The organism is Pseudoalteromonas sp. SCSIO 43101 (genome assembly GCF_023650775.1).
GTDB lineage: Bacteria > Pseudomonadota > Gammaproteobacteria > Enterobacterales > Alteromonadaceae > Pseudoalteromonas > Pseudoalteromonas apostichopi.
In genome coordinates this window covers 668,265-694,382 of sequence record NZ_CP072674.1, presented here as the reverse complement: position 1 = coordinate 694,382, position 26,118 = coordinate 668,265, and the positions used below count along the sequence as shown (strand labels likewise).

At 40.5% G+C, this 26,118-nt stretch carries 22 protein-coding genes; 18 read left to right on the top strand and 4 right to left on the bottom strand.

What is annotated here, in order from left to right; translation table 11 throughout:
* Nucleotide 1: 1 nt before the first annotated feature.
* Both gloA2 and J8Z25_RS20115 read right to left on the bottom strand, forming a co-directional pair.
* A complete protein-coding gene (gene gloA2 / locus J8Z25_RS20120) occupies nt 2-388 on the bottom strand; it encodes an SMU1112c/YaeR family gloxylase I-like metalloprotein (RefSeq protein WP_130052482.1) in 387 nt (128 codons plus the stop codon).
* A gap of 70 nt (nt 389-458) precedes the next feature.
* Entirely contained in the window at nt 459-1,532 is a 1,074-nt protein-coding gene (locus J8Z25_RS20115; RefSeq protein WP_130052481.1) for a ketoacyl-ACP synthase III, read from the bottom strand.
* A 151-nt stretch (nt 1,533-1,683) separates the two neighbouring features.
* Here J8Z25_RS20115 and J8Z25_RS20110 point away from each other — a divergent pair, with 151 nt between their 5' ends.
* From J8Z25_RS20110 to J8Z25_RS20050, 13 genes are all read left to right on the top strand, one after another.
* Complete coding sequence (locus tag J8Z25_RS20110; RefSeq protein WP_130052480.1) at nt 1,684-2,994, top strand: metal-dependent hydrolase family protein; 1,311 nt, start codon at nt 1,684-1,686, stop codon at nt 2,992-2,994.
* 8 nt (nt 2,995-3,002) lie between these two features.
* On the top strand, nt 3,003-3,407 hold the full coding sequence (locus J8Z25_RS20105) for a nuclear transport factor 2 family protein (protein WP_130052479.1): 405 nt from the start codon (nt 3,003-3,005) through the stop codon (nt 3,405-3,407).
* Between the two features lie 17 nt (nt 3,408-3,424).
* Nucleotides 3,425-4,636 carry an ATP-binding protein gene (locus J8Z25_RS20100; RefSeq protein ID WP_130052478.1) on the top strand — a complete coding sequence of 404 codons (1,212 nt, stop codon included), beginning with the start codon at nt 3,425-3,427 and terminating at the stop codon, nt 4,634-4,636.
* Nucleotides 4,633-5,166 (top strand): response regulator transcription factor, encoded by a 534-nt coding sequence (locus tag J8Z25_RS20095; RefSeq protein ID WP_130052477.1) that lies wholly within the window; start codon nt 4,633-4,635, stop codon nt 5,164-5,166. Before J8Z25_RS20100 ends, J8Z25_RS20095 begins: the two co-directional genes overlap by 4 nt.
* Nucleotides 5,167-5,318: 152 nt before the next feature.
* Nucleotides 5,319-5,723: a DUF1761 domain-containing protein gene (locus J8Z25_RS20090; RefSeq protein ID WP_130052476.1), complete on the top strand. Its 405-nt coding sequence runs from the start codon at nt 5,319-5,321 to the stop codon at nt 5,721-5,723.
* A 39-nt stretch (nt 5,724-5,762) separates the two neighbouring features.
* Nucleotides 5,763-6,014, top strand: coding sequence for a hypothetical protein (locus tag J8Z25_RS20085; RefSeq protein WP_130052475.1), 252 nt, complete (start codon nt 5,763-5,765; stop codon nt 6,012-6,014).
* A 148-nt stretch (nt 6,015-6,162) separates the two neighbouring features.
* On the top strand, nt 6,163-6,432 hold the full coding sequence (locus J8Z25_RS20080; RefSeq protein ID WP_054552127.1) for a CBU_0592 family membrane protein: 270 nt from the start codon (nt 6,163-6,165) through the stop codon (nt 6,430-6,432).
* Nucleotides 6,433-6,624: 192 nt separating this feature from the next.
* Nucleotides 6,625-8,607, top strand: a complete 1,983-nt coding sequence (locus J8Z25_RS20075) for a TonB-dependent receptor plug domain-containing protein (protein WP_239977780.1) — start codon at nt 6,625-6,627, stop codon at nt 8,605-8,607.
* A 23-nt stretch (nt 8,608-8,630) separates the two neighbouring features.
* Nucleotides 8,631-10,370 (top strand): sensor histidine kinase, encoded by a 1,740-nt coding sequence (locus tag J8Z25_RS20070; RefSeq protein WP_130052474.1) that lies wholly within the window; start codon nt 8,631-8,633, stop codon nt 10,368-10,370.
* A complete protein-coding gene (locus tag J8Z25_RS20065; protein ID WP_130052473.1) occupies nt 10,367-11,737 on the top strand; it encodes a sigma-54-dependent transcriptional regulator in 1,371 nt (456 codons plus the stop codon). Before J8Z25_RS20070 ends, J8Z25_RS20065 begins: the two co-directional genes overlap by 4 nt.
* Before the next feature lie 213 nt (nt 11,738-11,950).
* Nucleotides 11,951-12,910 (top strand): porin, encoded by a 960-nt coding sequence (locus tag J8Z25_RS20060; RefSeq protein ID WP_130052472.1) that lies wholly within the window; start codon nt 11,951-11,953, stop codon nt 12,908-12,910.
* A 57-nt stretch (nt 12,911-12,967) separates the two neighbouring features.
* Nucleotides 12,968-14,398 carry an SLC13 family permease gene (locus tag J8Z25_RS20055; RefSeq protein WP_239977783.1) on the top strand — a complete coding sequence of 477 codons (1,431 nt, stop codon included), beginning with the start codon at nt 12,968-12,970 and terminating at the stop codon, nt 14,396-14,398.
* Nucleotides 14,399-14,532: 134 nt separating this feature from the next.
* Nucleotides 14,533-15,945, top strand: coding sequence for a coniferyl aldehyde dehydrogenase (locus J8Z25_RS20050; protein WP_130052470.1), 1,413 nt, complete (start codon nt 14,533-14,535; stop codon nt 15,943-15,945).
* A 19-nt stretch (nt 15,946-15,964) separates the two neighbouring features.
* On the opposite strand, the gene J8Z25_RS20045 is transcribed toward J8Z25_RS20050, so the two are convergent.
* Nucleotides 15,965-16,687, bottom strand: coding sequence for a tetratricopeptide repeat protein (locus J8Z25_RS20045; RefSeq protein ID WP_130052469.1), 723 nt, complete (start codon nt 16,685-16,687; stop codon nt 15,965-15,967).
* A 543-nt stretch (nt 16,688-17,230) separates the two neighbouring features.
* Between J8Z25_RS20045 and J8Z25_RS20040 the strand changes: the two genes are divergently transcribed.
* Entirely contained in the window at nt 17,231-18,079 is an 849-nt protein-coding gene (locus J8Z25_RS20040; RefSeq protein WP_130052468.1) for a DUF6279 family lipoprotein, read from the top strand.
* A gap of 198 nt (nt 18,080-18,277) precedes the next feature.
* Nucleotides 18,278-19,321, top strand: coding sequence for a GGDEF domain-containing protein (locus J8Z25_RS20035; RefSeq protein ID WP_130052467.1), 1,044 nt, complete (start codon nt 18,278-18,280; stop codon nt 19,319-19,321).
* Nucleotides 19,322-19,333: 12 nt separating this feature from the next.
* Here the strand turns inward: J8Z25_RS20035 and J8Z25_RS20030 are convergent, their stop codons facing one another.
* Nucleotides 19,334-20,278 (bottom strand): LysR family transcriptional regulator, encoded by a 945-nt coding sequence (locus tag J8Z25_RS20030; protein ID WP_130052466.1) that lies wholly within the window; start codon nt 20,276-20,278, stop codon nt 19,334-19,336.
* 118 nt (nt 20,279-20,396) lie between these two features.
* Between J8Z25_RS20030 and J8Z25_RS20025 the strand changes: the two genes are divergently transcribed.
* The 3 genes from J8Z25_RS20025 to J8Z25_RS20015 are packed head-to-tail and all read left to right on the top strand — an operon-like array spanning nt 20,397 to nt 26,115.
* On the top strand, nt 20,397-21,563 hold the full coding sequence (locus tag J8Z25_RS20025; protein WP_130052465.1) for an efflux RND transporter periplasmic adaptor subunit: 1,167 nt from the start codon (nt 20,397-20,399) through the stop codon (nt 21,561-21,563).
* 6 nt (nt 21,564-21,569) lie between these two features.
* Nucleotides 21,570-24,716, top strand: coding sequence for an efflux RND transporter permease subunit (locus J8Z25_RS20020; protein WP_250662142.1), 3,147 nt, complete (start codon nt 21,570-21,572; stop codon nt 24,714-24,716).
* Nucleotides 24,709-26,115, top strand: a complete 1,407-nt coding sequence (locus J8Z25_RS20015) for a TolC family protein (RefSeq protein ID WP_130053013.1) — start codon at nt 24,709-24,711, stop codon at nt 26,113-26,115. Before J8Z25_RS20020 ends, J8Z25_RS20015 begins: the two co-directional genes overlap by 8 nt.
* Nucleotides 26,116-26,118 lie beyond the last annotated feature (3 nt).

Genomic DNA, 26,118 nt, shown 5'->3' with positions numbered 1-26,118 from the left:
ATTAGAGCTGATATAACTCTAATGGTAAATCATCGGGATCAGCAAAAAACGTAAATTGCTTCCCGGTGATTTCATCCACTCTTATTTCTTCAACCTTGATACCTTTTTCTTCTAAATAGAGTTTAGATTTTGTAATATCAGCAACATTAAACGCTAAATGGCGAAGTCCTTGTGCTTCTGGGTAACTTGGTCTTTTAGGGGCTGCGGGAAACGAAAATAGCTCCAGTTGACTGCCATCTGGTAGTGCTAGATCTAGTTTATAAGAGTCACGTTCAGCGCGGTATAGTTCGTTAATTACCGGAAGTTTTAATATTTCACTATAAAAGTGCTTCGACCTCTCGTAGTTGCTACAGATGATTGCAGCGTGGTGTATACCTAATAGTTCCATGGTCGATTCCTTTTATGCTCATAAAAAAACGCGGACTAAGCCGCGCTTTTCTATTAATGAGTGCAGCTTTTTATTCTGCCGCTTTACATGCCGCAACAGCCGGTGCAACAAGTTCAAGACCTGTTTTATCACACTCAGGTAGAGCTGCATCAGACACTGCAATTGGTGTCACCCGATCGCCCCATTTAATGTAACTTGCAGCCCACGTTAAGCCTGCACCAAATGCTGCTGACATAATATTTGAGTTTGGCTTGATTAGGCCTTTCTCAACAGCTTCACAAATTGCAATCGCAATTGTAGCAGCAGAAGTATTACCATAGTCGGCAATGTTCACCATTACTTTTTCGTCAGCTACTTTCAAGCGTTGTTGAATGGCTTGAATAATACGTAAATTAGCTTGGTGAGGAACTAATACATCAATATCATCAAGATCTAACTGTGCTTGGTTTAGCACGTCATCACAGGCTTCACTCATACCTTTAACTGCACGTTTGAAGATTTCACGTCCTTCGAATAATAAATTAGACGGACCAATTGGTTCGTATTTATTTAAGTCGCTACCAAAGTTTTCGATATGCAAAATATCACGATCTTCACTGTCACAACCTGTTTTCGTTGCGAGTAAACCTGATGGTGTATCTGAGGCTTCTAATACAACTGCACCCGCACCATCACCAAATAATACAGCACTGTCGCGACGAGCCCAGTTGATGTACCAAGTCATGCGTTCAGCTGCAATAACTACGGCTTTTTTGATCATACCTGAACGAATTTGTGCTGTAGCAGCTTGTAATGCATATAAAAAGCCTGAACATGCAGCATTAGTGTCCATTGCTGCTGCGCCTACCGCACCAATGTTTTTTTGCACTAAAGACGCCGTATTTGCCACCATAGTTGATGGTGTACAAGTCGCAAGAATCACAAGGTCAATGTCTTTACCTTCAACACCTGCACATGCAAGCGCGTGTTTTGCTGCGACAGTTGCTAAATCGGCAGTAGAAACATGGCTGACACGGCGAGATTTGATGCCTGTACGTGTTGTTATCCATTCATCATTGGTATCAACAATATTGCTAATTTCATCATTGCTGATGCTTGCTGGTGGTATACATTTACCCCAGCCAGTAATTTGGGCATAAGACATAATGTGTTCTCTTTATGTGGTCAGACTTGTTAAATTTTTCCGAAGTTATATCAAAAATCACTTGTTAACACTAGTTCATTGCTGCGCTACGTCGTAAATAATGGCATTTACTCAGCATTTAAGTTAAACCTAGTATAAAAAAGAGGCGATTATGAAAAAAATAAACCTAAAAATAAGCACATTATCGGTACTGACTTTATTATCTGCGTTTACGGTTCATGCTCAAACCACCATAATCCATGCTGGGAAAATGCTAGTTGGCACTGATCAAGATGTCAAAGAGCAGCAAACACTGGTTATTGAAGATAGTAAAATTGCAGCAATCAAAGCTGGTTTTCTAACAAAACAACAGTTAAAGCTCAGTGACGCAGACGTTATTGATTTAAAAAATCAGATGGTATTGCCGGGTCTGATTGATATGCACGTTCATGTTACCTTTGAGCGAGATGCAAAACGTAACCCACACCAATGGGCAACTGAATACGAAGCAGATTATGCACTGCGTTCTTTAAAGTACTTAAAACGCACGGTAGAAGCGGGTTTTACCTCTGTGCGCGACCTTGGCAGCAGTTATCAAGTTATCTTTCCATTAAAGCGAGCGGTTGAACGTGGCGATATTGTTGGTCCGCGCATTTTTGCTGCAGGCGATATGATCACACCGACCGGTGGCCACGGTGACATGCATGGTTATCGCCGTGATATTACCAAGGCAACAGAAGGGGGTGGTTTGGGTGTCTGTGATGGTGCTGACGACTGTACTCGTGCAGTGCGCGATGTAATAAAAAGTGGTGCTGATGTGATTAAAATTACTGCGACAGGTGGTGTTTTAAGTAATACAGCTGCAGGGGTTAATCAGCAATTTACTGATGAAGAGCTCAGTGCCATTGTCAACACCGCCCATCATTTAGGTCGTAAAGTCACCGCTCATGCTCATGGTACGGAAGGTATAAAAGCTGCACTTAGAGCGGGTGTCGACTCAATCGAACATGGCTCTTTTTTAGATAAAGACACAGTTAAATTATTTAAAAAGCAAGACGCGTATTTAGTCCCTACTTTGTTAGCTGGTGCAACAGTAAAAGAAGAAGTGCTAAACAACCCGAATATGCCAAAAGCCATTGCTGATAAAGTAGAAATCGTAGCGCCAAAAATGGAAGCGTCTTTTAAATTAGCTTTAAAAAACAAAGTTAAAATAGCCTTTGGTACAGACTCAGGGGTATCTAAGCATGGTGATAATGCCAAAGAATTTGAGTTATTAGTAAAATATGGCATGACACCAAAGCAGGCAATTAAATCAGCCACCGTTGAAGCTGCTAAACTATTAGGTCAAAGTGATAGCCTTGGTGACTTGAGTGTTGGTAAACAAGCAGATATTATCAGCGTTAATATGAATGTACTTGATAACATTAGCGAACTTAGTCAGGTTCAGTTTGTTATGAAGGACGGTAAAGTGCTCAAACAGTAAGGGTTACTATGGGCGGTAAAATTAAAGAGACGTTATTTAATCATTTGATTGATGCAGAGCGACAGTTGCTTGAGCCAGAAGTGCGGCAATCTACTGAAGCGCTTGATGCATTACTTGATGATGATTTTATTGAAATAGCCGCCGATGGCACGTCTTTTAATAAGTTCCAAGTATTAACCCGTCTGCCAACTGAGGTGGTGCCGCAATTTTACAATCAACATTTTAAAGGTCGTATGCTCAGTGAGAATATTGCACAACTAAGCTATCAAGCGGCCTTTAGACGCTCTGCCCGCTCTGAATTTAACTATTCAGTTCGCATGTCACTGTGGCGTTTTAATGGTAAACAATGGCAAATGGTGTTTCATCAGGGAACGCCTTGTGCTGTTTTTACAATTTCAATGGACGATGATTAAGCCTTAAAGAGTCCGCTATGCAAACCGATCCGGCGATTAGTCGCCTACTAATTTTGAGAAGCGCCGCAATAGCTGTGCAGTTTGTTGCTGTGATTGCAGTGTATTTTCTATTTGAATACCAAATACCTTTACTGCCGTTACTTGCTGTTATTTGTGTTGAAGCAATTTTTCAGCTGTTAAGTATATTAGCTTATCGAAAAGTAACAAAAGCTAAACCTGCTGCTGTGTTGATGCAATTAACTGCTGATTTGCTGTTTTTAACTATTTTACTCTCGTTAAGCGGCGGGGCAACCAATGCGTTTGTTTCATTATTGCTGTTGCCAATAATGATAGCTGCAGTGTCTGTTAATGCCAAAGGACTTGCTTATACCGCTGTGTTGGCAATCGCAGCTTACAGTTTTTTACTGATACGAATGCCTGAGCACACCATGCATCAAATGCAAATGACACACCATTTTATTGGTATGTGGATTAACTTTGTTATTAGTGCAATTGTAATCGCGTTTGTAATTGGCACATTAAATAGTACCTTAAGAGCTAGAGAAGCCACCATTGCACGTACCCGTGAACAGCAGCTGAGGCATGAGCAGTTATTAACTCTCGATGGCGCTGCAGCACAAGTGACACACCAACTAGCGACACCAATCGCAAACTTACAGCTTTTATTTGAAGAGTTGCAAGAGCAACAAGCTGATGATCCTATTGTCCAAGAAATGGCTAAACCATTAGCACAATGTAAAGAACAGCTTGAGTACTTTAGAGCACTATCAAATGCATTAAGAACCGGTCAAACACAGCAGGTGATCAGCGCGGATACATTACAAAATACCATTCAAGATGCTATGACCCTGCATTTTCCAGAGCAAAGCATACATTGGCAAAATGATGCACCAGAATGCTCTATTTTAAGTGACGCCATGCTGTTACCAGCTATTTTGAATTTACTACAAAATGCTGTTTCAGCGAATAATCAGAGCCAACAAAACATCATAGAAGCTGATTGGCAAATAGATAATCAACAACTTTCTTTATCATTGCGTGATTTCGGTCAAGGCTTTAGCGAGCAACAAATGGCATCATTAGGTGGTCAGCTAATGCCAAGTAGCGGCGGAATGGGGATGGCAGTCATGTTATCTAATGCGACTTTAGAGCGCTTAAATGGCTCATTAACACTGTGCAATCACCCGCAGCAAGGTGCAATTGCAATGGTTAGTTTAAAAATTGTATGAAACTTTTAATTATTGAAGACGATGTAAATCTTGCCACCACACTTGCAAGGCGCTTTACAAAGCAAGGCTTTACATGTGAACTGGCTCATAACAGTGAACAAGCATTACAAAAATTAGCCACTTTTGAAGCAAGTCACTTTTTAGTGGACTTGAAACTTGGCGATGATAATGGCCTCGCATTAATTAAACCAATTAGAGCTCAATTTCCAACAGCGCGCATTGTATTGCTCACAGGTTTTGCCAGTATCGCCAGTGCGGTTGAAGCAATACGTTTAGGAGCTAATGATTACTTACCAAAACCTGTTGATTTTAATGCATTAATAAGAACCATTTTAGGTAATACAGAGACGAGTCAATCACTGGATGACACAAAGCCAAACCAGATTATGTCACCAGAGCGACTTGAGTGGGAGCATATTCAGCATGTATTGCATAGCAATAATGGCAATATCTCCGAGACAGCACGCCAACTCAATATGCATCGAAGAACTTTACAACGTAAATTACAGAAAAAACCCGTACAACAATAAAATGATTGTTTAATAAACTGAAACAATGATTAAATTAATGCTAAAGTATTAATTTAATGCAAATAGGTACAAAACTCGACCTCTTTGATTTGCTGCATTGCTGATCGTTAACTAAAGTCAAAATAACCCTGTTAGTTGTATGAGTCTGGCGTATGCATTTTTCAGAACTTAATTTCTTCGCGATATTTTTTGCTGCCCTTGCATCTTTCCTATTGGGCGCTGTGTGGTATTCTCCTTGGCTTTTTAAACGAATTTGGATGGAGAGCTGTGGCTTAACTGAACTTGACCTACAGAGCATTAACCCGTTTATGGTGTTTGGTGGCAGCTTTGTTTTATGTTGTTTAATTGCTTTTAGTTTATCGTTATTTATTGGTGCAAATGTCAATGTAGGGGTGGCTGTTGGCACTGGCTTTATTATTGGTTTATGTTGGGTCAGCTGTGCTTTGGGAATTGGTTATATCTTTGAACAGCGACCATTAAAGTTGTTTTTAGTTAATGCAAGTTATTCAATATTACAGTTTTCTGTTATTGGCTTAGTTTTGGGGCTCTGGCCTTAACATGTTAAAGTATGCTTTTAGTTTAGTAATGTAGTTGTAATGGCAAAACCAAACAAAAAAGGCCCGACTAAAACTGTCGATATTTTTTGCTCACAATGTAAAAGCCAATTGTTTAAATACCGCAAAGGTGGAAAAGGGGCGTTGGTTAAATGTTTTGTCGAACGTATTAGCCAAGACTTTACCAACGAAACCGGTATTTGTCCTGACTGCCAACGTCAATTCGCCCGCCAGACCATGATCCGTGGCACACCTGCTCTAAAAATCATTGGTGGTAAGGTGACGCATAAGTAGCAATTAAAATACGGACATTTATCCTCGTTTATTCCTCATGCTCTGATACTATTAGCCGGTTTGCTGTTTCAATGAATGAAAACAACCCTCCCCATGGATTGGGCCAGTTGTATGGGTATAAACACATGAACAAAATGGACTCACGCACGTGATAGCACTTTTATTTGATATTATTGGCATGACAGGCACATTCTTAGTGGTTGGTGCTTTCTTTTTATTGCAACTGAATAAAGCATCGCCAACCGGCCTTGTGTATAACATGATGAACTTAACCGGTGCAATTCTGTTACTGATTAGTCTTTGTTATAACTTTAACCTTGCTAGTTTTGTTATCGAAATTTTCTGGATAGCGGCGTCACTTATTGGTTTATATAAGTACATCAAAGCAAAGCGCACTGGTAATGTTGAAACAGCATAATTAAGTTTGGTGCACCAAAACAGATTTTCTTAAAACCCATTTACAGTTGAAAATGGGTTTTTTTGTATCTACTTCCGAGAACTCTTCAACTAAAGCTATAAAAACATTGCAAGCTTGCCAATCTTTTGTATTAATAGTGTAAACAATGTGTTGCTGTTGCAGCATAGACTATTAGTACAGGTAAGTCGCAACGTGAAGTTTTTAAGATGTTCAGCACTTTTTTCAATTGCAGTTGCCTCAACCATTCCATTGGTTGCAAACGCGACTGAAGAGCAAGACTTATTCTCTTTAAGTTTTGAAGACTTGCTTGACGTTCAAGTTGATATTGCTAGCAAAACCAACGAAACCTTGTCCTCTGTTCCCTCAACCATGAGTGTATTTAGTCGTAAACAAATTCAAGCACTTGGTGTTGATAACGCCTATGAAGTAATGAACTTTGTGCCTGGTATGCAATCAACCCGGGGGGATTGGGTCGGTGCAGTGCCTAAAGATCATGCTCGGGGTGTTTATCTAGATAGTGGCAATGTACTGGTGATGATCAATGGTGAACGAGTCAATGAATCATCATTCGGTAAAGCCTCTGTTTACATGCCTTATATTCCCATTGAAGTCATCGAAAAAATTGAGTTTATTCGCGGCCCTGGCTCGGCGCTGTATGGCAGTAATGCGTTTTTAGGGGTCATGAATATTGTTACCTCTAAAGAGCGAAATACTATGCAACTTGTGGTTGGTAATAATGGTCGCTATGGCGCAACAGGGCAGTTTAATAGCTCCTTTAGTGATGATACATCACTCTTTGCGAGTTTTTCTTATGATCAAAAAGACGGCGAAAGCTATCCGCAAGGAGTAAAAGATCCTCTTGAAGCGATATATCTAGAAGCGGGTGTTGATTATAAAAAGCTTAAATTACGAGCTCGTTACAACGAAACATCCCTTGATGAGTTTTTAAACCTTGCTGGCTATTCAACGCAGAACCAACATAGCAGTGATAACACCTTTGTTGGCATTAAATATAACTGGGTTAACAACGATAAGCTAAAGCTAGATTCTAGTTACTCATACACAAAGCATAATATCTCTAGCGCTGGTCTAATCGCTGAATTTGACGATATACCTGACTTTTTCCTCGGTCCAGAATGGCAAACAACCGATAGTAAATTTGAAACGGAATTGAGTTATCAATTTGATAATCAATGGCAGCTTGCCGCAGGTGTTGAATATGCAGAGGCTAAGCAAGTAAAAGCAGGGGTACGTACCAATTACTATGATGATGAGTCTATGTTAGTCATTATTGACCCCGCTTATTATCAGCAAGGTATCGTGACTGTGATGGACTTTCCTGAATTTGCGCCACTTAAATATACTTTCGAAACATATAGTGCGTATGGGCAGTTAAAAATACCTTATTCAGAGGCACTTACTTTATTTATAGGGGCACGCTATGACGATGTGAAAGACATCGACAGTAAACTTTCGCCTCGTCTTGCGGGTGTTTATGTTATAAACCCAGAGCATACCGTTAAAGTGCAATATGGCGAATCGTTTAGAACCCCGGTTACTAATGAGCTTTTTTCAAATGATGATGTCACCGTAGGTAACCCATCACTTCGCTCTGAATCAGTAAAAACCACTGAGCTTGTTTGGCATTATCAAACTTCAGAGTTACAAGCTAATGCCGTATTTTTTTATAATGAACTCAATGACTTTATAAACATTGAGCCAACGCAATCTAATGATGCCTTATTTACTTTTGCAAACTCATTTAATACTCAAAACAGTGGTATCGAGCTTGATGGCACTTGGCAATCAAGTAAAGAGTTCTCTGTAACGGGCACTTACACGCAATACTTTGAAGATCCAATTAATGCGAGCTTTAAGCGTTTCGCAAGCTTAGTTAGCAGCTACAACTTATCTGACAGCTGGCAAGTAAGTTTAAACTTATTATGGCGTGATAAAGTTGAGGTAAGTTCAGTAACTGGTGCTCACTTCAAACAGTCTGCCTATAGCTTATTAGGTGGCAGTTTAAAATGGCAAGTAAACGCAAAGAGCCAGTTAACGTTAAAAGCAGAAAATCTGTTAGGCAAGAAATATAACGTGTTTGACCCACGTATGGACAATGGCGCTGTCGCTGGTACAACAGAAGAATTATCGTTACACTACCAGTTTAATTTCTAGTTGCGCTGCTCACAAAGGTTTGAATGTCGTCATTAAGTAAAAAGTTAGTTATTGCAGGTGCAATGCTTTTATTGTTGCTTGTGTTAGTTTTTTACGTTGGGCGAGCCCATGATTATCAGCAGGCAGAGCAACAAAGCCGTGTTCAAGCGACTCAGTTAAGTCATTACTTCTCCAGTGAATTAGCCCGATTTAAAACAATTCCTACCTTAGTGAGTGCTAATGATTTAGTTAAATCCTTTGTGATTAAGCAAGGTATAGGCGAACAAGCCGTTAATTATTATTTAGAAGATATTCAACGTGCCAGCGGTGCATCAGATGTCTATTTAATGGATTTATCAGGTTCGGTCGTGGCAAGTAGTAACTGGCAAGTTGATTACACCTTTTTGGGAAGTAATTTTGCTTTTCGGCCTTATTTTTATTTAGCCAAGCAAGGTGGGAAAGTTGCCTATTTTGCTTTAGGCATGCGCTCAAGTGAGCGCGGTATTTATTTTTCAGAGCCTGTTATAGATAAAGGGAAAGTCATTGCCGTTGTAACATTAAAGGTTAATGCTAAAAAGTTTGAGCAAGACCGCCAACTACTTAATGCATCAGATAGCACCCATTTTTATATCACTTTAGAAGACAGTGTAATTGTGATGTCAGATGTTGCTGACTGGCGTTTAAAATCTCTTAAGCCCCTCAATGATGCACAAATGGCTGCTTTAATTAAGTCACGCCGATACTTGTCTCATAAACCGAGCTTACTTGCCCATAATCACAAGCCTTTAAGTAAACAAACCGCGCAGCAAAACATTCAGCTTGATGGCAAACAAGCGCGCTTTATTAGTGCCATCGAAACAATAGACATTATAAACGCTAAAGCCAGTGTGTTGGTGGATGTGACAAATGTGGAGCTTGCACAAATTCCAAGGCTTCTTTGGTTTAGTGTGTTTTATGCCATTGCTGTGGTGCTTATTCATATGGCAATGGTACGATTTGCTGGTTATAAAAAACTACTTTTTTCAAGGCATAGTCTTGAGCAAGAAGTGATTGAACGAACCCAAGCGCTCGAAAAAGCTCAAAAAGCACTGATCCAAACAGCTAAATTGGCCACGATAGGCCAATTAAGTGCAGGCATTAACCATGAAATAAACCAACCTTTGAGTGCCATGAATACCTACTTAGTAAGTACAAAAAGGTTACTTATGAAAGGCAATATTGAACAAGCTGGCGAAAATTTAGTGCTAGTACAGTCGTTAATAGAGCGTGTTCATAAAATTGTTGCTCAGTTAAAGCATTTTAGTAAACCGGCGCAAACTCAATTGAGGCAGCAAAGCTTAGCGAGTATGTTAAAGAATGCTTTAATGATTGCCAGCGCTCAACTTAAGCAAGATGATATCGAGGTAAAAGCCAGTGATATTGACGCAAACATAACCGTGTGGGTCGACAGCGTGAAGTTTGAACAAGTCTTGGTAAACGTAATCACCAATGCCAGCCAAGCGATGAGTGAATCAGAAAAGCGCGAATTGAGTTTTGAACTTGAACTATTTGACGACCGTGTGAAGCTATCGATTCTTGATACGGGTCCAGGCATTGATCAACATGCATTAGGTAATATTTTTGAGCCTTTTTATAGTACTAAAACCAGTAATGGTTTAGGGCTTGGTTTATCTATTTCACGACAAATTATAGACTCATTTAATGGTCGACTATCGGCTCACAACCGTCCTGAAGGCGGGGCACAATTTATAATAACCTTACAAACTAATAAGGAACAATCATGAGTGTAGTTGCAACTACCTGTAATCAGGTAATTGTTATTGATGACGAAGCGGTGATCCGCGATTCATTAAAGCAACTGCTTGAAATTGAGGGTTATCAAGTTCAGTGTTTTAGCGAACCTACAGCTGCACTTTCAAAACTGGGTCGTCGTTTTGAGGGAATTGTGCTTAGCGACATAAATATGCCAAAAATGGATGGTTTGGAGTTTTTAGAGCAAGTAAAAGCGTTTGATAGTGAACTGCCGGTTATATTTCTTACCGGTTTTGCTGATGTATCTGTTGCGGTTAAAGCTATGCAGTTAGGGGCTTATGATTTATTTGAAAAGCCGCTTACTGAGCAATTGTTAGATTGTATTGCGCGTGCTTCAGAAAAACGGGCTTTAGTGATGGAAAACCGCGCCTTGAAAATTGCGGTAGAAAAAACTTCTGCACCCGGTGTGCGTATTTTAGGTGAAACAGAGCAAATGCAACAAATGATGCATTTACTTAATGCTGTAATTGATACTCCCGCCGATGTGCTTATAGAAGGTGAAACAGGTACAGGTAAAGAGTTAGTTGCTCGTTACTTGCACGATCAAAGTAACAGATCAGCGGCTAATTTCGTAGCGATAAACTGTGGTGCAATTCCTGAGCAATTAATTGAAAGTGAGTTATTTGGGGCGGCAAGTGGGGCTTACACCGGTGCAACGCAATCTCGCCAAGGTAAATTTGAATTTGCTAAAGGAGGTACCGTTTTTTTAGATGAAATAGAGTCAACGCCTGCAAGTTTACAAGTCAAGTTACTTAGGGTGCTTGAAGAGAGAAAAGTCACGCCTGTAGGCGACAACCACGCCATTGATTTAGATGTACGCATTGTTGCTGCTACAAAAGTTGATTTGATGACCTTGGTAGAAGCAGGTGAGTTTAGAGCCGATCTTTATTATCGATTAAACTTAGTTAAAGTGAGTATTCCTGCATTACGCGATAGAAAAGCCGATATTCCATTACTTTTTAAACACTTTAGCTCAATTGCTGCAACACGCTTTCATAAGCCACCTGCACCACTTAGTAGTGAAGCAAAACAGCGACTACTTGCTTATGATTGGCCAGGTAATGTGCGAGAACTTAGAAATCAGGCCGAACGTGCAGTATTGCTAGGCTCTGATTTAGCATTTGCTTCATACAACGACGCAAACAATGAAAACGAACTAGCTCAGGACCTAAGCCTAGCTGAGAAAATCAGCTTTTATGAGCAATCACTGATTGAAGAAGCGTTAGAGCGTAACAACGGTAGCATTAAAGACACTATGGTCACTTTGCAAATTGCTCGTAAAACCCTTTACGACAAGATGACTAAATACGGTATTAATCGGGAAATGTTTAAAGACTAACCAGTACATCTACAGTTAATTAAAGATAATGGGTGGAACAGGTGACAACACAATCTTAAAAATGTGTGGAGATCCACCCATAAAACTCAGCCTCCACTAAGCCAATGAAGTTAATGTTTTGTTATTTATAGTTTTTTTATAAATTAACTAAGTTGGCAACCTACTTGCCTTAACAGTTAGGAACAACAATTTGAACCTAATAAGGGGCGCATAATGACAACAATATTCACTCATAACAAAACACGCGTAGCAGCGGCTGTGATTTTAGCGAGCACAGCGGGCTCAGCAATGGCAGCAGATTACGCTGTATATGGTAAAGCAGAAGTTCAAATAGCAAACACAGATACTGGCGTTATGCGCTATGCAGATGAAGGCACTCAAATTGAAGCACCTTTTTCTCGTATTGGTATTAAAGGTAGTCATAAACTAACTGAATCGCTAAAAGCGGTATTCAAATACGAAGTGCAAGTAAAAGGCTTCGAGCATGACGATACCAGTGAACCATTTTCTGCTCGTAATACCTACTTAGGTCTAGCAGGTGATTTTGGTGAAGTCGTTGTGGGTCGTAACGATACTCGTTTTAAATACTCAGAAGGTAAAGTTGACGGTTTTAACGAAACGCAAGCTGATATTGCCCAGTTGATCCCTGGTCAAGACCGTATTGGTGATACAATTACCTATAGCTCAAAAACCTATGGTGGCGCATCGCTTGCGCTAACTTATGCACCAAAAGATGACAGTAGCAACGATGAAGATGGTTTTGCTGCAACCGTTATTTATGGTGACCGTGCATTAAAATCAAAAGATTACTATTTAGCTATCAGCCATGTTGATGCACTTAACAAGTTGACTGCAAGCCGTGTGGTTGCAGCATGGAAACATGAAAACCTACAACTTGCGGGCTTATTCCAACGCAGTGAATCAACAGATGGAAGTAAAGAAGGTAATGGCTATGCACTCAGTGCAAGCTATGCTATCGATAAATGGGTATCTAAGCTTCAGTACGTTAAAGATGACTCAAAAATTCGCCATGCTGAAGAAGGTAAACAATGGACAGCAGGTGTTGATTATGTTTTTGATAAACAAACCACAGCCTACTTATTCTATACTGATTTAGATTTAGAACTTGAATCAGACAACAGCGTTGCAATTGGCCTTAAATACAAGTTCTAAGGAATAGGTATGTCACTAGTAAATCAAACAAAAGATGGCTCTCAGCCACGTCCATTAATGAGCACAGTCATGTTACTGCTTGGCCCATTAGTAATGCTATTAACTTGCTTAATTGATCCACCAGCGGGAATGAGTGTGTCTGCACTTCGCACTGCGGGCCTTGCTTTTTGGATGGCTTCTTGGTGGGTAAGCGAAGTTGTGCCAATTCCTGCTACTTCATTATTGCCACTGGTTATATCACCTCTTGCTGGCATTGCTGCAATCAAAGGGGTCGCGTCGCCTTATGCACACCCTTTGATCTTTTTATTCTTGGGCGGTTTTTTAATCTCAATTGCGATGGAGCGTTGGGGTTTACATAAACGTATTGCGCTTAATACTATGCTTCGAGCAGGGACTAAGCCAAGCCTACAAATTTTAGCCATGATGTTAGTAACGGCATTTTTATCAATGTGGATGTCAAATACAGCTACCGCTGTGATGATGTTACCGATTGCTATGTCGATTACTATGTTGGTGAAGCAATCTAACCCTGATAATGACCAGTTTGGTAAATCAATGTTACTGTCGATTGCTTATGGTGCGAGTATCGGTGGTATTGCAACGTTAATTGGTACGCCGCCAAATGCGTTAATGGCTGCGTATTTATCAGATAGCTACAAAATCGAAATAGGTTTTGCACAGTGGATGAAAGTAGGTGTACCACTTGCAACAGTTATGCTGATTTTATGCTGGGTTTGGTTAACTAAGTTTGCTTACAAAGTAGATACACAATGTGCAAAAGCAGCAAGTAAAGATACGAAATCGTTATTCTTATCGCAGTTACAAGAGCTTGGTAAAATGCAGCGCGCTGAAAAAGGCGTAGCAGCAGTCTTTGTCTTAGCAGCTGTTTGTTGGATCTTTAGACCAGTACTTGCCGATCTGTCGGGTTTAAAAATCTCTGACACTGGTATTGCGATTGCTGCGGCACTATTGTTATTTGTCTTACCAGCAAACAAAGGTGATGGTGAGCGTATTCTTGACTGGGAAAGCGCTGCTAAGGTGCCATGGGGTGTGTTATTACTATTCGGCGGTGGTTTAACACTTGCTGCGCAAATTAAATCATCAGGTCTAGCTGAATACATTGCGCACATGATAGAGGGTGCAAGTGCTATACCTTTGGTACTAAGTGTTCTAGCAGTTGCTACTTTAATTACGTTCTTAACTGAGATCACGAGTAATACAGCAACAGCCGCAGGCTTCCTTCCACTTTTAGGCCCGGTTGCTGAATCTGTATTTGGTACACCTCTTGTGTGGGTCATTCCTGCGGCAATCGCGTGTAGTTGTGCGTTTATGATGCCAGTTGCAACACCGCCAAATGCGATTGTATTTGGCTCAGGACAAATTCAAATGCGCGATATGATCCGATCTGGTTTTGCACTAAACATTATTGCTATTGCGATGATCACTTTAGTAACTATGACCATTGCAGCAGTTGTGTTTGGCTTTTAGATAAGTTTAAAAGTTTTCAACCTAATCCAACCATCAACAGCGCTCACTATGAGCGCTGTTTTTACATTTATAAAGTTGCTCAGATAATTATAGCTGGTTATAGTGGCTAAAATCGTTTATCAAGAGATGACCTTTTGACTGATATATACGCACAATTACACAGCAAATTTTTAAAACTTAATGACGCCTTTTTGGCTGAGCCTTATTTAGCGCTTGATAAGCGTATTAAGCTTTTAAAAACCATCAAAACTCGCCTCATTGAAAATGAACAGGCCTTAGTTGCAGCAACCAGTAAAGACTTTGGTTATCGTACTGAGTTTGATACGGTGTTAGGCGATCTGCTGCCAACTGTGAAATCGATTAGTGATACAATAAAACGTTTACCTAAATGGGCCCGTAACGAATCGCGCAGCGTCGGTATTAGTTTGTGGCCTTCATCAGCGCATATTCATTACCAACCTAAGGGTGTAGTAGGCGTTATCGCACCTTGGAACTACCCAATTCAATTGGCTTTAGTGCCAGTTATAAGCGCAATAGCGGCTGGTAACAGAGTGATGTTAAAGCTAAGCGAATTTACGCCGCATACCAATAATGTTATCAAACAGCTGATGGCAGATACAGTTGCAGAGCACTGCATCATTGTTGAAGGTGAAGCCGATACCGCAGCATGCTTTTGTGACCTACCGTTTGCCCACTTACTTTTTACAGGCTCGACATCAGTAGGGCGCAAAGTAATGCAAGCTGCCAGTAAAAACCTAACCCCTGTGACTCTTGAGTTAGGTGGCAAGTCACCGGTAGTGATTTTAGAAGATGTGAATATTAAAGAAGCTGCAAAAACACTATTATTTGGTAAATTAAACAACGCGGGGCAAATATGTGTCGCGCCAGATTATGTGTTTGTGCCTAAAAAGCTTGAACATCAGTTAGTCTTACAGTTGAGTGAGCTTTATAAGAAGTATTATAAACAAGGTGTTGAAGGTAAAAACCTAACTTCAATCGTCTCTGATGCGCAGTACCAACGTTTAAGCGCAACACTGCTTGATGCAAAAGACAAAGGTGCACAAGTGTTTGAGCCTATTGAAGGGCACCAAGTTGATGAACTTAAACATCGCATGGGGTTACATATTTTAACGCAAGTTAATGATGATATGCGTGTAATGCAAGATGAGATCTTTGGCCCTTTACTACCTATTAAAAGTTATGAATCAGAGCAACAAGTGATTGACACCATCAATGGTGACTCCTCACCACTTGCATTATATATATTGGGCCATGACAAAGAGAAAATTAGTAAGCTAAGTTCATCAATCAGAAGCGGTACATTAGCGATTAACGATGTACTTATGCAGGTTACAGCAGATCAGTTACCGTTTGGTGGCATTGGTGAATCAGGAATGGGGCACTATCATGGTGTTGAGGGATTTAAAACCTTTAGCCACGCAAGAAATACCCTAGTATCAGGAAAGTTTAATCCACGCACAAGCCTATTGTTAAAACAAAATAAGCTGTTAATTAAACTGTTAAAATGGATGTACTTGCGCCGTTAAGCGCAAGTACATTACTTGTTTACAAACGTCCGTCAGGGGCGTAAAGGCCTGCCTGTATTTTTGCATAAATTGCGTCTGCTTTTTCTTTAGCAGCTTCAATTTCTGCTGGCATCATATTGCGCTCATCTAGTTTACGACTATGACTTGCATTCATATTGCCATTGTACTCAGCAATTGTATTCCAAATGTATGATTTCTCAAGGTTCTTGGGTACTCCTAAACCTTCGTAGTACATCAAGGCCATATTAAACTGAGCAAGAGTAAAGTTATTCGCTGCAGCTTTTTGGTACCAGCTAAGCGCGGTGCGATAATCTTGAATAACACCTTCGCCATTAGCGTACATAACGCCTAAATTATATTGAGCTGCAGGGTGATTCTTTTTTGATGCCATTTCAAAAAGTGAAATCGCTTTTTCTTTATCAAGTTTAACACCTTTACCTTCTTGATAAAGCACACCCAATGCAAACATTGAATCAGCATGTACTTTCTTTACAGCCTTTTCATACAACTCTGCCGCTTTTCGATAGTCTCGTTGCACACCAAAACCACCTTCGTACATTTTAGCAAGCTCATAGATTGCAGGGGCATAACCTCTATCAGCAAGGTAATTAAATTCATGAAGTGCTTCTTCAAAACGACCTTCATTAGCCGCTAATTGGGCATCTTCAAGACTGGCATTTGCAAAAGGTGAGAGGATTAACGTACTAGCGAACAGTAGTGATTTAAAATTAGGCTTGATCATAGTCTGCCTCCAAATGTGTTATGTATCAATAATAGGCAATCAGCTATTGATAAAATGCATTGCCAAACAGTCACTGAGCAAAACATCTCTTATAGTTTAGACCCAACAGCTGTAAATGCCTAATTTATAGACAGCGGCAAGCGTTGTAATTAACAAGTAGGCTTAAGATACAGATTTTACAGAAAAATTAAAGAAATAAAAAAAGCCCATGATGGGCTTTTTAGTGTCATATCTACCGTCACCGATATGAGCAATGTAGCAAGTAAAGTGTAACGTTTTATGTCGCTGCTTGGGTCGAGGAAACAGATGACAATCAAGAGTTACGTCTTGAACTAACTTGGTAAAACAACATCAAAGCCTTTAACAGCAAGATGTTGCCGTGAGAATACTTTAGCGAGCCAAGTTGTTGATAACGATTATTACTTAGGTTTGTTTTTTCGTCAATACCTAAATGATAATTAATTTCATTTATATGCTATTGCTGAATATTTGTTCTCAATGTTAACTTTACTATGTTTTAGAAACAGGATTTAAAAAAAGACAATGAAAAAGCTATCAAAGTATCTAATAATTTTCAGTTTATTGTTTTCAGTCGCGGGGTGCTCTCCTAGCTTCACTTACAATAACTTAGGCTGGTTATCAGGGTTTTGGATTGATGATTATGTTGATCTAAATGGCGACCAAGCTGATAAATTTAAGCATATTGTCAAAACCAGTCGTGATTGGCACAGGGAAACTCAGCTACCTTTATACAAGAGTGACCTCGAAAGCTTAAAATCTATGTTAGATAAGCAAGTTAACCATAGCGAACTTAAAGCACACTTTGTGCAAGCAAAACAACACTGGCAAACCTTGGTTGATAAAATTGAACCCGAACTTATTGAGTTAGCTAACTCACTAACTTACAAGCAGCGAGTTGAGTTTGTCGCTGCCTTACAAGAAAACATTAACGATGAGTACAAAGAGCACGAAGAGAAAACACCTGAGCAACATGCTCAAGAACGTTTAGAAGAAAACCTTGAAAACTATAAAGAGTGGTTCGGTACCAAGCTCTCTGCACAGCAACAAACACTGATAGAAAATTCATCAAATAGCCGTATAAGTACATTTTTACTATGGATGCAATACAAACAAAAGCGTTTAGATGCATTAAAAACGTTATTTATGCAAGAGGAAAAACCAGCAGACTTTGATAGCAAGCTCGCTGTTATCATTAATGATCGTTTTGCCTTTATGAGCGATGAGTTAATTGCCGCCGATGATAAAAACCTTGATAACTACGTTAGCTTGTTATTGGAGCTAAAGCCTACATTAACCGACAAACAGCGCCGTAATATTCATGATGAGTTTGATGAGTTAATTGAAGAGGTCAGTGACTTGATTGATGATTAGCTGCAAGGTGTGCTTTTACGCGATGTGAAACTGCTGCTAGCTTGAATCTCATTATTTGTAAATAAAAGTTAAAAACTATTAGTTTTTCTTGTGCTTATGAAAACGTCTGCATTTTTATGCACTTTTTATTAATAACTTGTTCCTATATCTATTATTTCGCGTTAAAATTAGGCAATTATAACAATAACGAGAAACTGGATGGATATTGGGGCGCTAAGGGGCACTCAAGCGTTACGAAATACCGTTCTTAAATGGATGGGCTTTTGTCTTGGCGTGCTAGCTGGAATATTCGCCGTTTTTAATCTCTTTATAAATGACTTTTGGGTTCTTGGTGCATTAGAAGTCGTTTTTGCATCCTTTTGTTTTTATATCTTTTTTTATACCCGAAAACGCAATGGTCATCTATGGCAGTCGCTCACCTTATGCGTGTTTTTAACGCTACTTGTCACATTGGGTACTTACCTCAGTAATATTAAAAGCTTGCTGTTCATTTGGACTTGCTCATTACCGGTTCTATTTTATTTATTATTAGGCAAACAGTATGGCAAAGTTTTGTCATTGGTCGTTGCGGTACTGCAAGGCGGTTTTCTTTTCACCAAATCAAGTCTTGAGCCCCTTAATAGCATTAATTTTTTACTCAACTTTACATTCACGTACATCAGTATTTGGGCGGTGTCTCACACCTTTGAGAATAGTCGTGCAGAATATGGTAAACGACTCGAAAACTTAGCTTTACTTGACCCACTTACAGGGGCAGGTAACCGGTTGGCGATGACCCATTATTTTGAAGTTGAGCTGAAAAACAAAAATGGCTTATTTATCTTAATGCTCGACCTTGATTACTTTAAGAATATAAATGATCAATACGGCCATGATGTTGGCGATCGTATTCTAATTGAAGTAACCAGTTTCTTTAGGCAACGCATAAGTAAAGGCTATGTATTTCGAATTGGCGGTGAAGAGTTTGCTATCTTCTTACCAGGTAGCGACCCGCAAAGTGCATATGAATTTGCAGATATGCTGCGCGAGCACTTATCAACAACTATCCACAATATTGATGAGCAGGCGATCAATTTGACTATTAGCATCGGTGTTGCCTGCTACATGCCAAATCAAACCCTTAAAAACTTTATTAAGCGTGCAGACGATGCGCTATACCAAGCAAAACAGCAAGGTCGAAATAGAGTTGTAACGGCTTATGAGTTAAGCGAACAATTTGCACAACGTAATAAAGCGAGTTAGTGCTTTTTAAACTTAGCCTTTGTACATAGTATCAAAATCAGGAATGTTCGCCTCCCATACAGGAACATCTTTACCAATGTATTCACGCATAGCATCAAAGAATAAACGTGTTCTTACTGGTAAATCTCTATGTGGGTAAACCGCGTACACTGCGCTGTAATCGAGTAATTCCATATCGGTTAAAATTGGTACTAAATCTCCGCGTTTTACCTCATCATCAAGAATAAATGCTGGTGCAAGAACATAGGCATTTCCTGAAATTGCCTTCATCAAAAGTACTTCCGCATCGTTAGCACGAAAGACACTTTTAATATCCTGCTCAATAATATCGCCACCGGCATTACGATAGCGAATACCACTAATGCGTTTACTTGGGCTTGAATAACTAGCGGCAGGCAGCTCTTTTAAATCTTCAACATGCTTTGGCATGCCGTAAGTTTTAATAAATTCTGGTGAGGCCAACAGTAACATACGGTTGCGGGCAATCTTACGGGCAATAAATGACGAGTCTTTTGGTTCGCCAACACGAAAAGCCAAGTCATAGCCTTCTGATACTAAGTCAATCAGCCTGTCGTCTAAACGAAGCTCAACTTCAACTTGCGGAAAACGTTTTTGAAAGTCATTAATTACTGGTTGAATATACCTTTTACCGATAATACTTGATGAGGTAATTTTTAACGTGCCACGAGGTTCTTGGTGATAGTTCTCGGCCAGTCTAACAGTATCTGATAATAAATCCCTGAGTTCAGCTGCTTTTTTTACCATTTCAGCGCCTGCAGCAGTCAACGAAAAAGAACGAGTTGTACGGTTTAGTAAGCGCACCCCTAACTCATCTTCAAGACGGCTAATTTGTTTCGAAATGACAGAACGGTCTATATTTCTAGACTCTGCAGCTTTAGCAAATGAGCCTCGTTCAATCACTTCAAGCAGCATTAATAAACGGCTGGTGGTATCCATAGCAGTTCCTTAAAATTTATTGGTGCCATTCTGGCATTAATGAATTTAAAAATCTATCGTTTTTATCCTCTAATTAGTTCCGTAACATTGTCTCCAATCTATTAACAGGAGAGTCGTGATGAACAAATCTATTCTTGCAGTGGCTGTCACCATTGCGAGCTTAACGCTTGCAGGGTGCGGTACTGAAGCCAACCAAGCAGCGCAGCAACAGCATTTACAACCTATCGATGTAGCAAAAGTACTGGTTAAACCCGTACAAAATTGGCACACCTATACAACGCGCTTAGAAGCACCACAAGAAGTAGCGCTTATGCCACGTGTTTCGGGTGTTATCGACAAAATTAATTTTAAGGAAGGTGATAGCGTTAAAGAGGGGGATTTGCTTTTCACCCTTGATGCACGTCCCTTTGCTGCAGTGGTTGATAGCTTAAAAGCGCAAATCGAAAGCGCCAAGGCAGCACTTGAACAAGCTAAAAGTGAAGCAAAACGCGCAGAGCGCTTAACTGAGCGTAAAGCGATTTCAACTGAGCAAGCTGAGTCTCGTAAATCAACCCTTAGACAACGAGAAGCACAATTACTTGCTCTTCAGGCTGAGCTAACTGCAGCTGAGCTTGATTTAGCATTTACGAAAGTTCGCTCGCCAATAAATGGCGTAGTATCGCGTGCCAACATCACCAAAGGTAATAACGTACTTGCCGGACAAAGTGTGTTAACAAGTATCGTATCAAATCAGCAAATGTATGCTTATTTTGATATTGATGAGCGCACGTGGAATCAGTCATTTGCTGATGTAACGGCACAAAGTGAACAAGCGGTTGTGATGCAAAAAGTGGGTGAAACCAGCTTTAACTTTAATGGCAAAATTAATTTCATTGATAACCAAATTAACGAAACTACAGGCACTCTTCGTGTTCGTGCCGTGTTTGAAAATGATGAGCAACAACTTCGTGCTGGTTCATTCGCCCGCATTAAGCTTGCAGGCAATAAAGTAAGCGAAAAGGTCATCGTGCCGGAGCGTGCTATTGGCACAGATTTAAAGAATCGTTTTGTTCTAACCGTTGGTGAAGGCAATGTTCTTGAATATAAGTTAGTTACTGTTGGTGAGCGTTATGGCAGCTTACGAGCAATTAAATCGGGACTAAACGAAAACGATGTGATTGCAGTGAACGGTCCTGCTCGTGTGGGTCCAGGTATGCCAATTTCGCCTAATAAAGTAACGATTAATAGCGACGGTATTGCATTCACTCTTTCAAATAATCACTCAGATTTGGTTGCTAAACAGTAGGTCAAAATGAAATTTTCACACTTTTTTATCCAGCGACCCATCTTTGCAGCGATGCTGTCGCTTATCTTTCTCATCGCAGGGGCAATTTCGTTATTTCAATTGCCAGTGAGTGAGTATCCAGAGGTGGTGCCGCCAACAGTTGTTGTTACAGCAAGTTACCCAGGTGCAAACCCAACGGTTATTGCTGAGACTGTTGCAACACCTCTTGAGCAAGAAATCAATGGTACTGAAAACATGTTGTATATGTTTTCGCAAGCAACCAGTGATGGCCGTATGACGTTAACAGTTACCTTTGCGTTAGGCACTGACTTAGACCGAGCACAAGTACAAGTGCAAAACCGTGTAAACAGTGCACTGCCACGCTTACCACAAGAAGTTCAGCGTTTAGGCGTCGTAGCAGAAAAATCATCACCAGATTTAACCATGGTAGTGCATTTATACTCACCTGAAAAAACGCATGATACAACTTACTTAGCGAACTATGCTGACTTGTATATCAAAGACCAAATTGCACGTCTTCCGGGTGTGGGTGATGTACGTATGTTTGGTGGTGGTCAATACTCAATGCGCGTATGGTTAAACCCCGATGCACTATCGGCACGTGATTTAACTGCCATGGATGTAGTTAATGCACTACGTGCGCAAAACCAGCAAGTTGCCGCGGGTAGTTTAGGTGCACAACCTACATCGAAAACAAATCAGTTTCAAATTCTGATGAACGTAAAAGGGCGCTTAAGCTCACAAGAAGAATTTGAAAATGTGATCATCAAAGTAGGTGAACAAGGTCAGCTTACACGCTTAAGTGATGTTGCACGCCTTGAGTTAGGACAAGACACCTATGCATTAAGAGCAATGCTCGATGGTCAGCCAGCACTTGCTATGCCAGTATTTCAACGCCCAGGTTCTAATGCGATTGAGCTTTCGGATCAAGTGCGTGAAACCATGAAGCTATTATCGAAAGACTTTCCGGCGGGTGTTGAATATGACATTGTTTATGATCCAACAATTTTCGTACGCGGTTCTATCGATGCTGTTATCAAAACACTACTAGAAGCAATCGCGCTAGTTGTAATCGTTGTAGTGGTGTTCTTACAGACGTGGCGTGCATCGGTTATCCCTCTGATTGCGGTACCGGTGTCTTTAATTGGTACGTTTGCAGTTATGCAATGGCTTGGCGTTTCAATCAATACCTTGTCGTTATTCGGCTTGGTTCTAGCCATTGGTATTGTTGTTGATGATGCCATTGTTGTAGTTGAAAACGTTGAGCGTAATATTGAGCAAGGCTTGTCGCCACTCGAAGCAACCCGTGTTGCCATGACAGAAGTAACAGGGCCAATTATCGCCATTGCACTTGTACTGTGTGCGGTATTTATTCCAACGGCATTTATTACTGGTTTATCTGGTCAATTTTATAAGCAATTTGCGTTAACTATTACTATTTCAACGATTATCTCAGCATTTAACTCATTAACACTATCGCCTGCGTTATCGGCATTGTTATTAAAAGGTCATGATGCAAAACCAGACCGTTTAACTAAGCTATTAAACCGTGTATTTGGTAATTGGCTATTTAAGCCTTTTAATCGCTTGTTTGATAAAGGTGCAAATGGCTACGAAAAGCTGGTACAAAAACTGATTCGCATGAGTGTGATTGTATTAGTTGCCTACATTGCGCTTGTTGGTGGCACAGTTAAATTATTTGATGCTGTACCGGGTGGCTTTATTCCACAGCAAGATAAGCAATATTTAGTGGCTGTTGCACAGTTACCTGATGCGGCAAGCTTAGATAGAACCCAAGAAGTCGTGCAAGAAATGGAAAAAATTGCATTACAAGTACCGGGTGTTGCAAATACGGTGTCGTTTCCTGGTTTATCTGTTAATGGTTTCACCAATAGCCCTAATAGCGGCATTGTGTTTACTCCGCTTGCACCTTTTGAAGAGCGTCAAGATCCGAGTATGTCAGCAATGGCGATTGCGGCTCAGTTAAATCAAAAATTTGCCGCTATTGATGAAGCATTTGTTGCGGTATTCCCGCCACCGCCAATTCAAGGTTTAGGTACAACTGGTGGCTTTAAACTACAAATTGAAGACCGTGCTAATAAAGGCTTTGAAGCACTCTTTAATAGCTTACAAGCAACCATTGCTAAAGCTCAGCAAGACCCTGCATTAATGGGGCTTTACTCAAGCTTTAGAATTCAAGTGCCACAAATGGATATCGACATTGACCGTGAGCAAGCGCTGATTCAAGGTATTCCACTTGATGAAGTATTCAATGCCTTACAAGTGTACTTAGGCTCGATGTATGTGAATGACTTTAACTTGTTTGGTCGAACTTATCAGGTTAATGCACAAGCTGATGCTGATTACCGCCAAGATCCTGAGCAAATTTTGAATCTTAAAGTGCGTAACCGCATGGGTGAGATGGTGCCATTAGGTTCTGTATTAACGGTCACGCCAACAACAGGGCCAGATCGTGTAATGCACTATAACGGTTACCCTACAGCTGAACTAAATGGTAGCCCAGCGCCAGGTTATAGCTCTGACCAAGCGCAGCATGCGATTGAAGCAATTCTTGCCGATACATTACCAAATGGTATCGAGTTTGAATGGACAGAAGTAACTTATCAGCAAATATTAGCGGGTAACACCATGGTGTATGTTTTCCCACTCGTTGTATTGCTCGTGTTCATGGTACTTGCTGCCCAATACGAGAGCTTAAGACTACCTCTGGCGATTATTTTGATTGTGCCTATGACTATTTTCTCGGCCTTGTTAGGTGTGTGGCTTGTAGGTGATGACAACAACATCTTTACGCAAATTGCATTAATTGTACTCGTTGCACTAGCAAGTAAGAATGCCATCTTAATGGTTGAGTTTGCACGAGATCAGCATAAAGGTGGGATGACACATCTTGAAGCAATTATTAAAGCGTGTCGCTTACGACTTCGTCCAATTTTAATGACGTCAATTGCTTTTACAGCAGGTGTTGTACCCCTTGTTTTAGCCACAGGCGCAGGTGCAGAGATGCGTCATGCCATGGGTAACGCTGTATTCTCAGGCATGATTGGTGTAACCGTGTTCGGCTTATTGTTCACCCCGGTGTTTTATATGTTAGTAACGAAAAAATCGCAGAAGGAGCAAGATGATGCATAAGCCTCTTCATGCAATCTTTAAACAAGGCAAAGTTTTAAGTGCAATGCTGTTAGCCGGTGTATTAGCTGGCTGCGCACAAAGCGTAGATATGCAAGAGCAGCAAGTTAGCCTGACGCAATTTGTAAGTGATACACAAATTGGTGAACAAAACGAAGGCGCGAGCGAGAATAACTGGTGGCGTCGTTTAGATTCAACCCAGTTAAATAATTTAGTGACTGATGCATTAGCAATGAATCACGACCTAAAAACCAGTCAACTTCAACTTGATGCAGCCATTGCCCGTTTAGGTGCAGCCCGCGCGGAATATTATCCGCAGGGCAGCCTAAGCGTAGGTGCAGAGCGCAGCAGCTTAGATGGCGTTATTACACGTCAATCAAACGCTGGGGTTAATGTTAATTGGCAGCTTGATTTGTTCGGCCGTATTACCGCGTTAGTCGATGCTGCTAATGCGGGGGCATTAAACCAAGCAGAGCAGCTAAGAGCATTACAGGTTGAAGTGGTTTCAGCTGTGGTGCAAGGCTATGTCAGCTATCAAGGTAATGTGCAAAAGCAAGCTATCATTGAGATGCAAATCGAGGCACTCGAGCAAAGTATTGATGTACTAAAAGCGCGAGTAGAAGAGGGTGTTGCGAATGAGCTTGATCTTAACCGCACCCTTGCGCAGTTAAAGCAACAACAAGCGCTTATTCCTGAGCTTAGTTACTTGCAATATCGCGACTTAGCAACCCTTGCGGTGCTAACCGGTCGACTTGCAAGCGACATAACATTGGTCGAAGAGCCTGAGTTACTCAGCCACCAATTTAGCGTGTCGTTTAGTAAAGCGAGTGAAGCAATGGCACTGAGACCCGATATCACCAGTGCCTTGTATCAATTTAGTCAGGCTTATTCATTGAGTGTTGCAGCCTCAAAAGCGTTACTGCCTGATATTAGTTTGGCAGGGTTTGCAGGTGTGGTGAGCTTAACCAGTAATGGTTTAGAAGATACTGTGCAACAATGGCAAGTAACGCCAAAAGTTGAATGGTCATTGCTCAGCTATCCTGCATTATTAGCTCAGCGTGATGCACAGCAATTTTTAAGTGAAGCCGCTTACAGTAACTACCAAAGTAAAGTATTAAACGCCATTAGCGATAGTGAACTTACTTTACAAAGGCTAGTCAAACAGCAGCAACAGTTAAGTTATGCTGATCAGCGTTTTAATTATGCGAATAAAGCATTTGGTCAAGCTCAAGCAATGTATCAAGAAGGACAAATTCCTTACTTAGAGTTGTTAGATGCGAGACAGGATGTTTTAATAGCGCAAGAGAACGCTGTTGATTCAACAATTGCTTCATTACAGGCCAAAGTAAGTGCTTATCAAGCGTTTAATGGTCGTTGGAGCTTTGAACTAAACAACCTTTAACCC

Coding starts and splice junctions, on each gene's coding strand:
- gloA2 (WP_130052482.1), bottom strand. CDS start 388: ATGGAACTATTAGGTATACACCACGCTGCAATCATCTGTAGCAACTAC.
- J8Z25_RS20115 (WP_130052481.1), bottom strand. CDS start 1,532: ATGTCTTATGCCCAAATTACTGGCTGGGGTAAATGTATACCACCAGCA.
- J8Z25_RS20110 (WP_130052480.1), top strand. CDS start 1,684: ATGAAAAAAATAAACCTAAAAATAAGCACATTATCGGTACTGACTTTA.
- J8Z25_RS20105 (WP_130052479.1), top strand. CDS start 3,003: ATGGGCGGTAAAATTAAAGAGACGTTATTTAATCATTTGATTGATGCA.
- J8Z25_RS20100 (WP_130052478.1), top strand. CDS start 3,425: ATGCAAACCGATCCGGCGATTAGTCGCCTACTAATTTTGAGAAGCGCC.
- J8Z25_RS20095 (WP_130052477.1), top strand. CDS start 4,633: ATGAAACTTTTAATTATTGAAGACGATGTAAATCTTGCCACCACACTT.
- J8Z25_RS20090 (WP_130052476.1), top strand. CDS start 5,319: ATGCATTTTTCAGAACTTAATTTCTTCGCGATATTTTTTGCTGCCCTT.
- J8Z25_RS20085 (WP_130052475.1), top strand. CDS start 5,763: ATGGCAAAACCAAACAAAAAAGGCCCGACTAAAACTGTCGATATTTTT.
- J8Z25_RS20070 (WP_130052474.1), top strand. CDS start 8,631: ATGTCGTCATTAAGTAAAAAGTTAGTTATTGCAGGTGCAATGCTTTTA.
- J8Z25_RS20065 (WP_130052473.1), top strand. CDS start 10,367: ATGAGTGTAGTTGCAACTACCTGTAATCAGGTAATTGTTATTGATGAC.
- J8Z25_RS20060 (WP_130052472.1), top strand. CDS start 11,951: ATGACAACAATATTCACTCATAACAAAACACGCGTAGCAGCGGCTGTG.
- J8Z25_RS20055 (WP_239977783.1), top strand. CDS start 12,968: ATGAGCACAGTCATGTTACTGCTTGGCCCATTAGTAATGCTATTAACT.
- J8Z25_RS20045 (WP_130052469.1), bottom strand. CDS start 16,687: ATGATCAAGCCTAATTTTAAATCACTACTGTTCGCTAGTACGTTAATC.
- J8Z25_RS20040 (WP_130052468.1), top strand. CDS start 17,231: ATGAAAAAGCTATCAAAGTATCTAATAATTTTCAGTTTATTGTTTTCA.
- J8Z25_RS20035 (WP_130052467.1), top strand. CDS start 18,278: ATGGATATTGGGGCGCTAAGGGGCACTCAAGCGTTACGAAATACCGTT.
- J8Z25_RS20030 (WP_130052466.1), bottom strand. CDS start 20,278: ATGGATACCACCAGCCGTTTATTAATGCTGCTTGAAGTGATTGAACGA.
- J8Z25_RS20025 (WP_130052465.1), top strand. CDS start 20,397: ATGAACAAATCTATTCTTGCAGTGGCTGTCACCATTGCGAGCTTAACG.
- J8Z25_RS20020 (WP_250662142.1), top strand. CDS start 21,570: ATGAAATTTTCACACTTTTTTATCCAGCGACCCATCTTTGCAGCGATG.
- J8Z25_RS20015 (WP_130053013.1), top strand. CDS start 24,709: ATGCATAAGCCTCTTCATGCAATCTTTAAACAAGGCAAAGTTTTAAGT.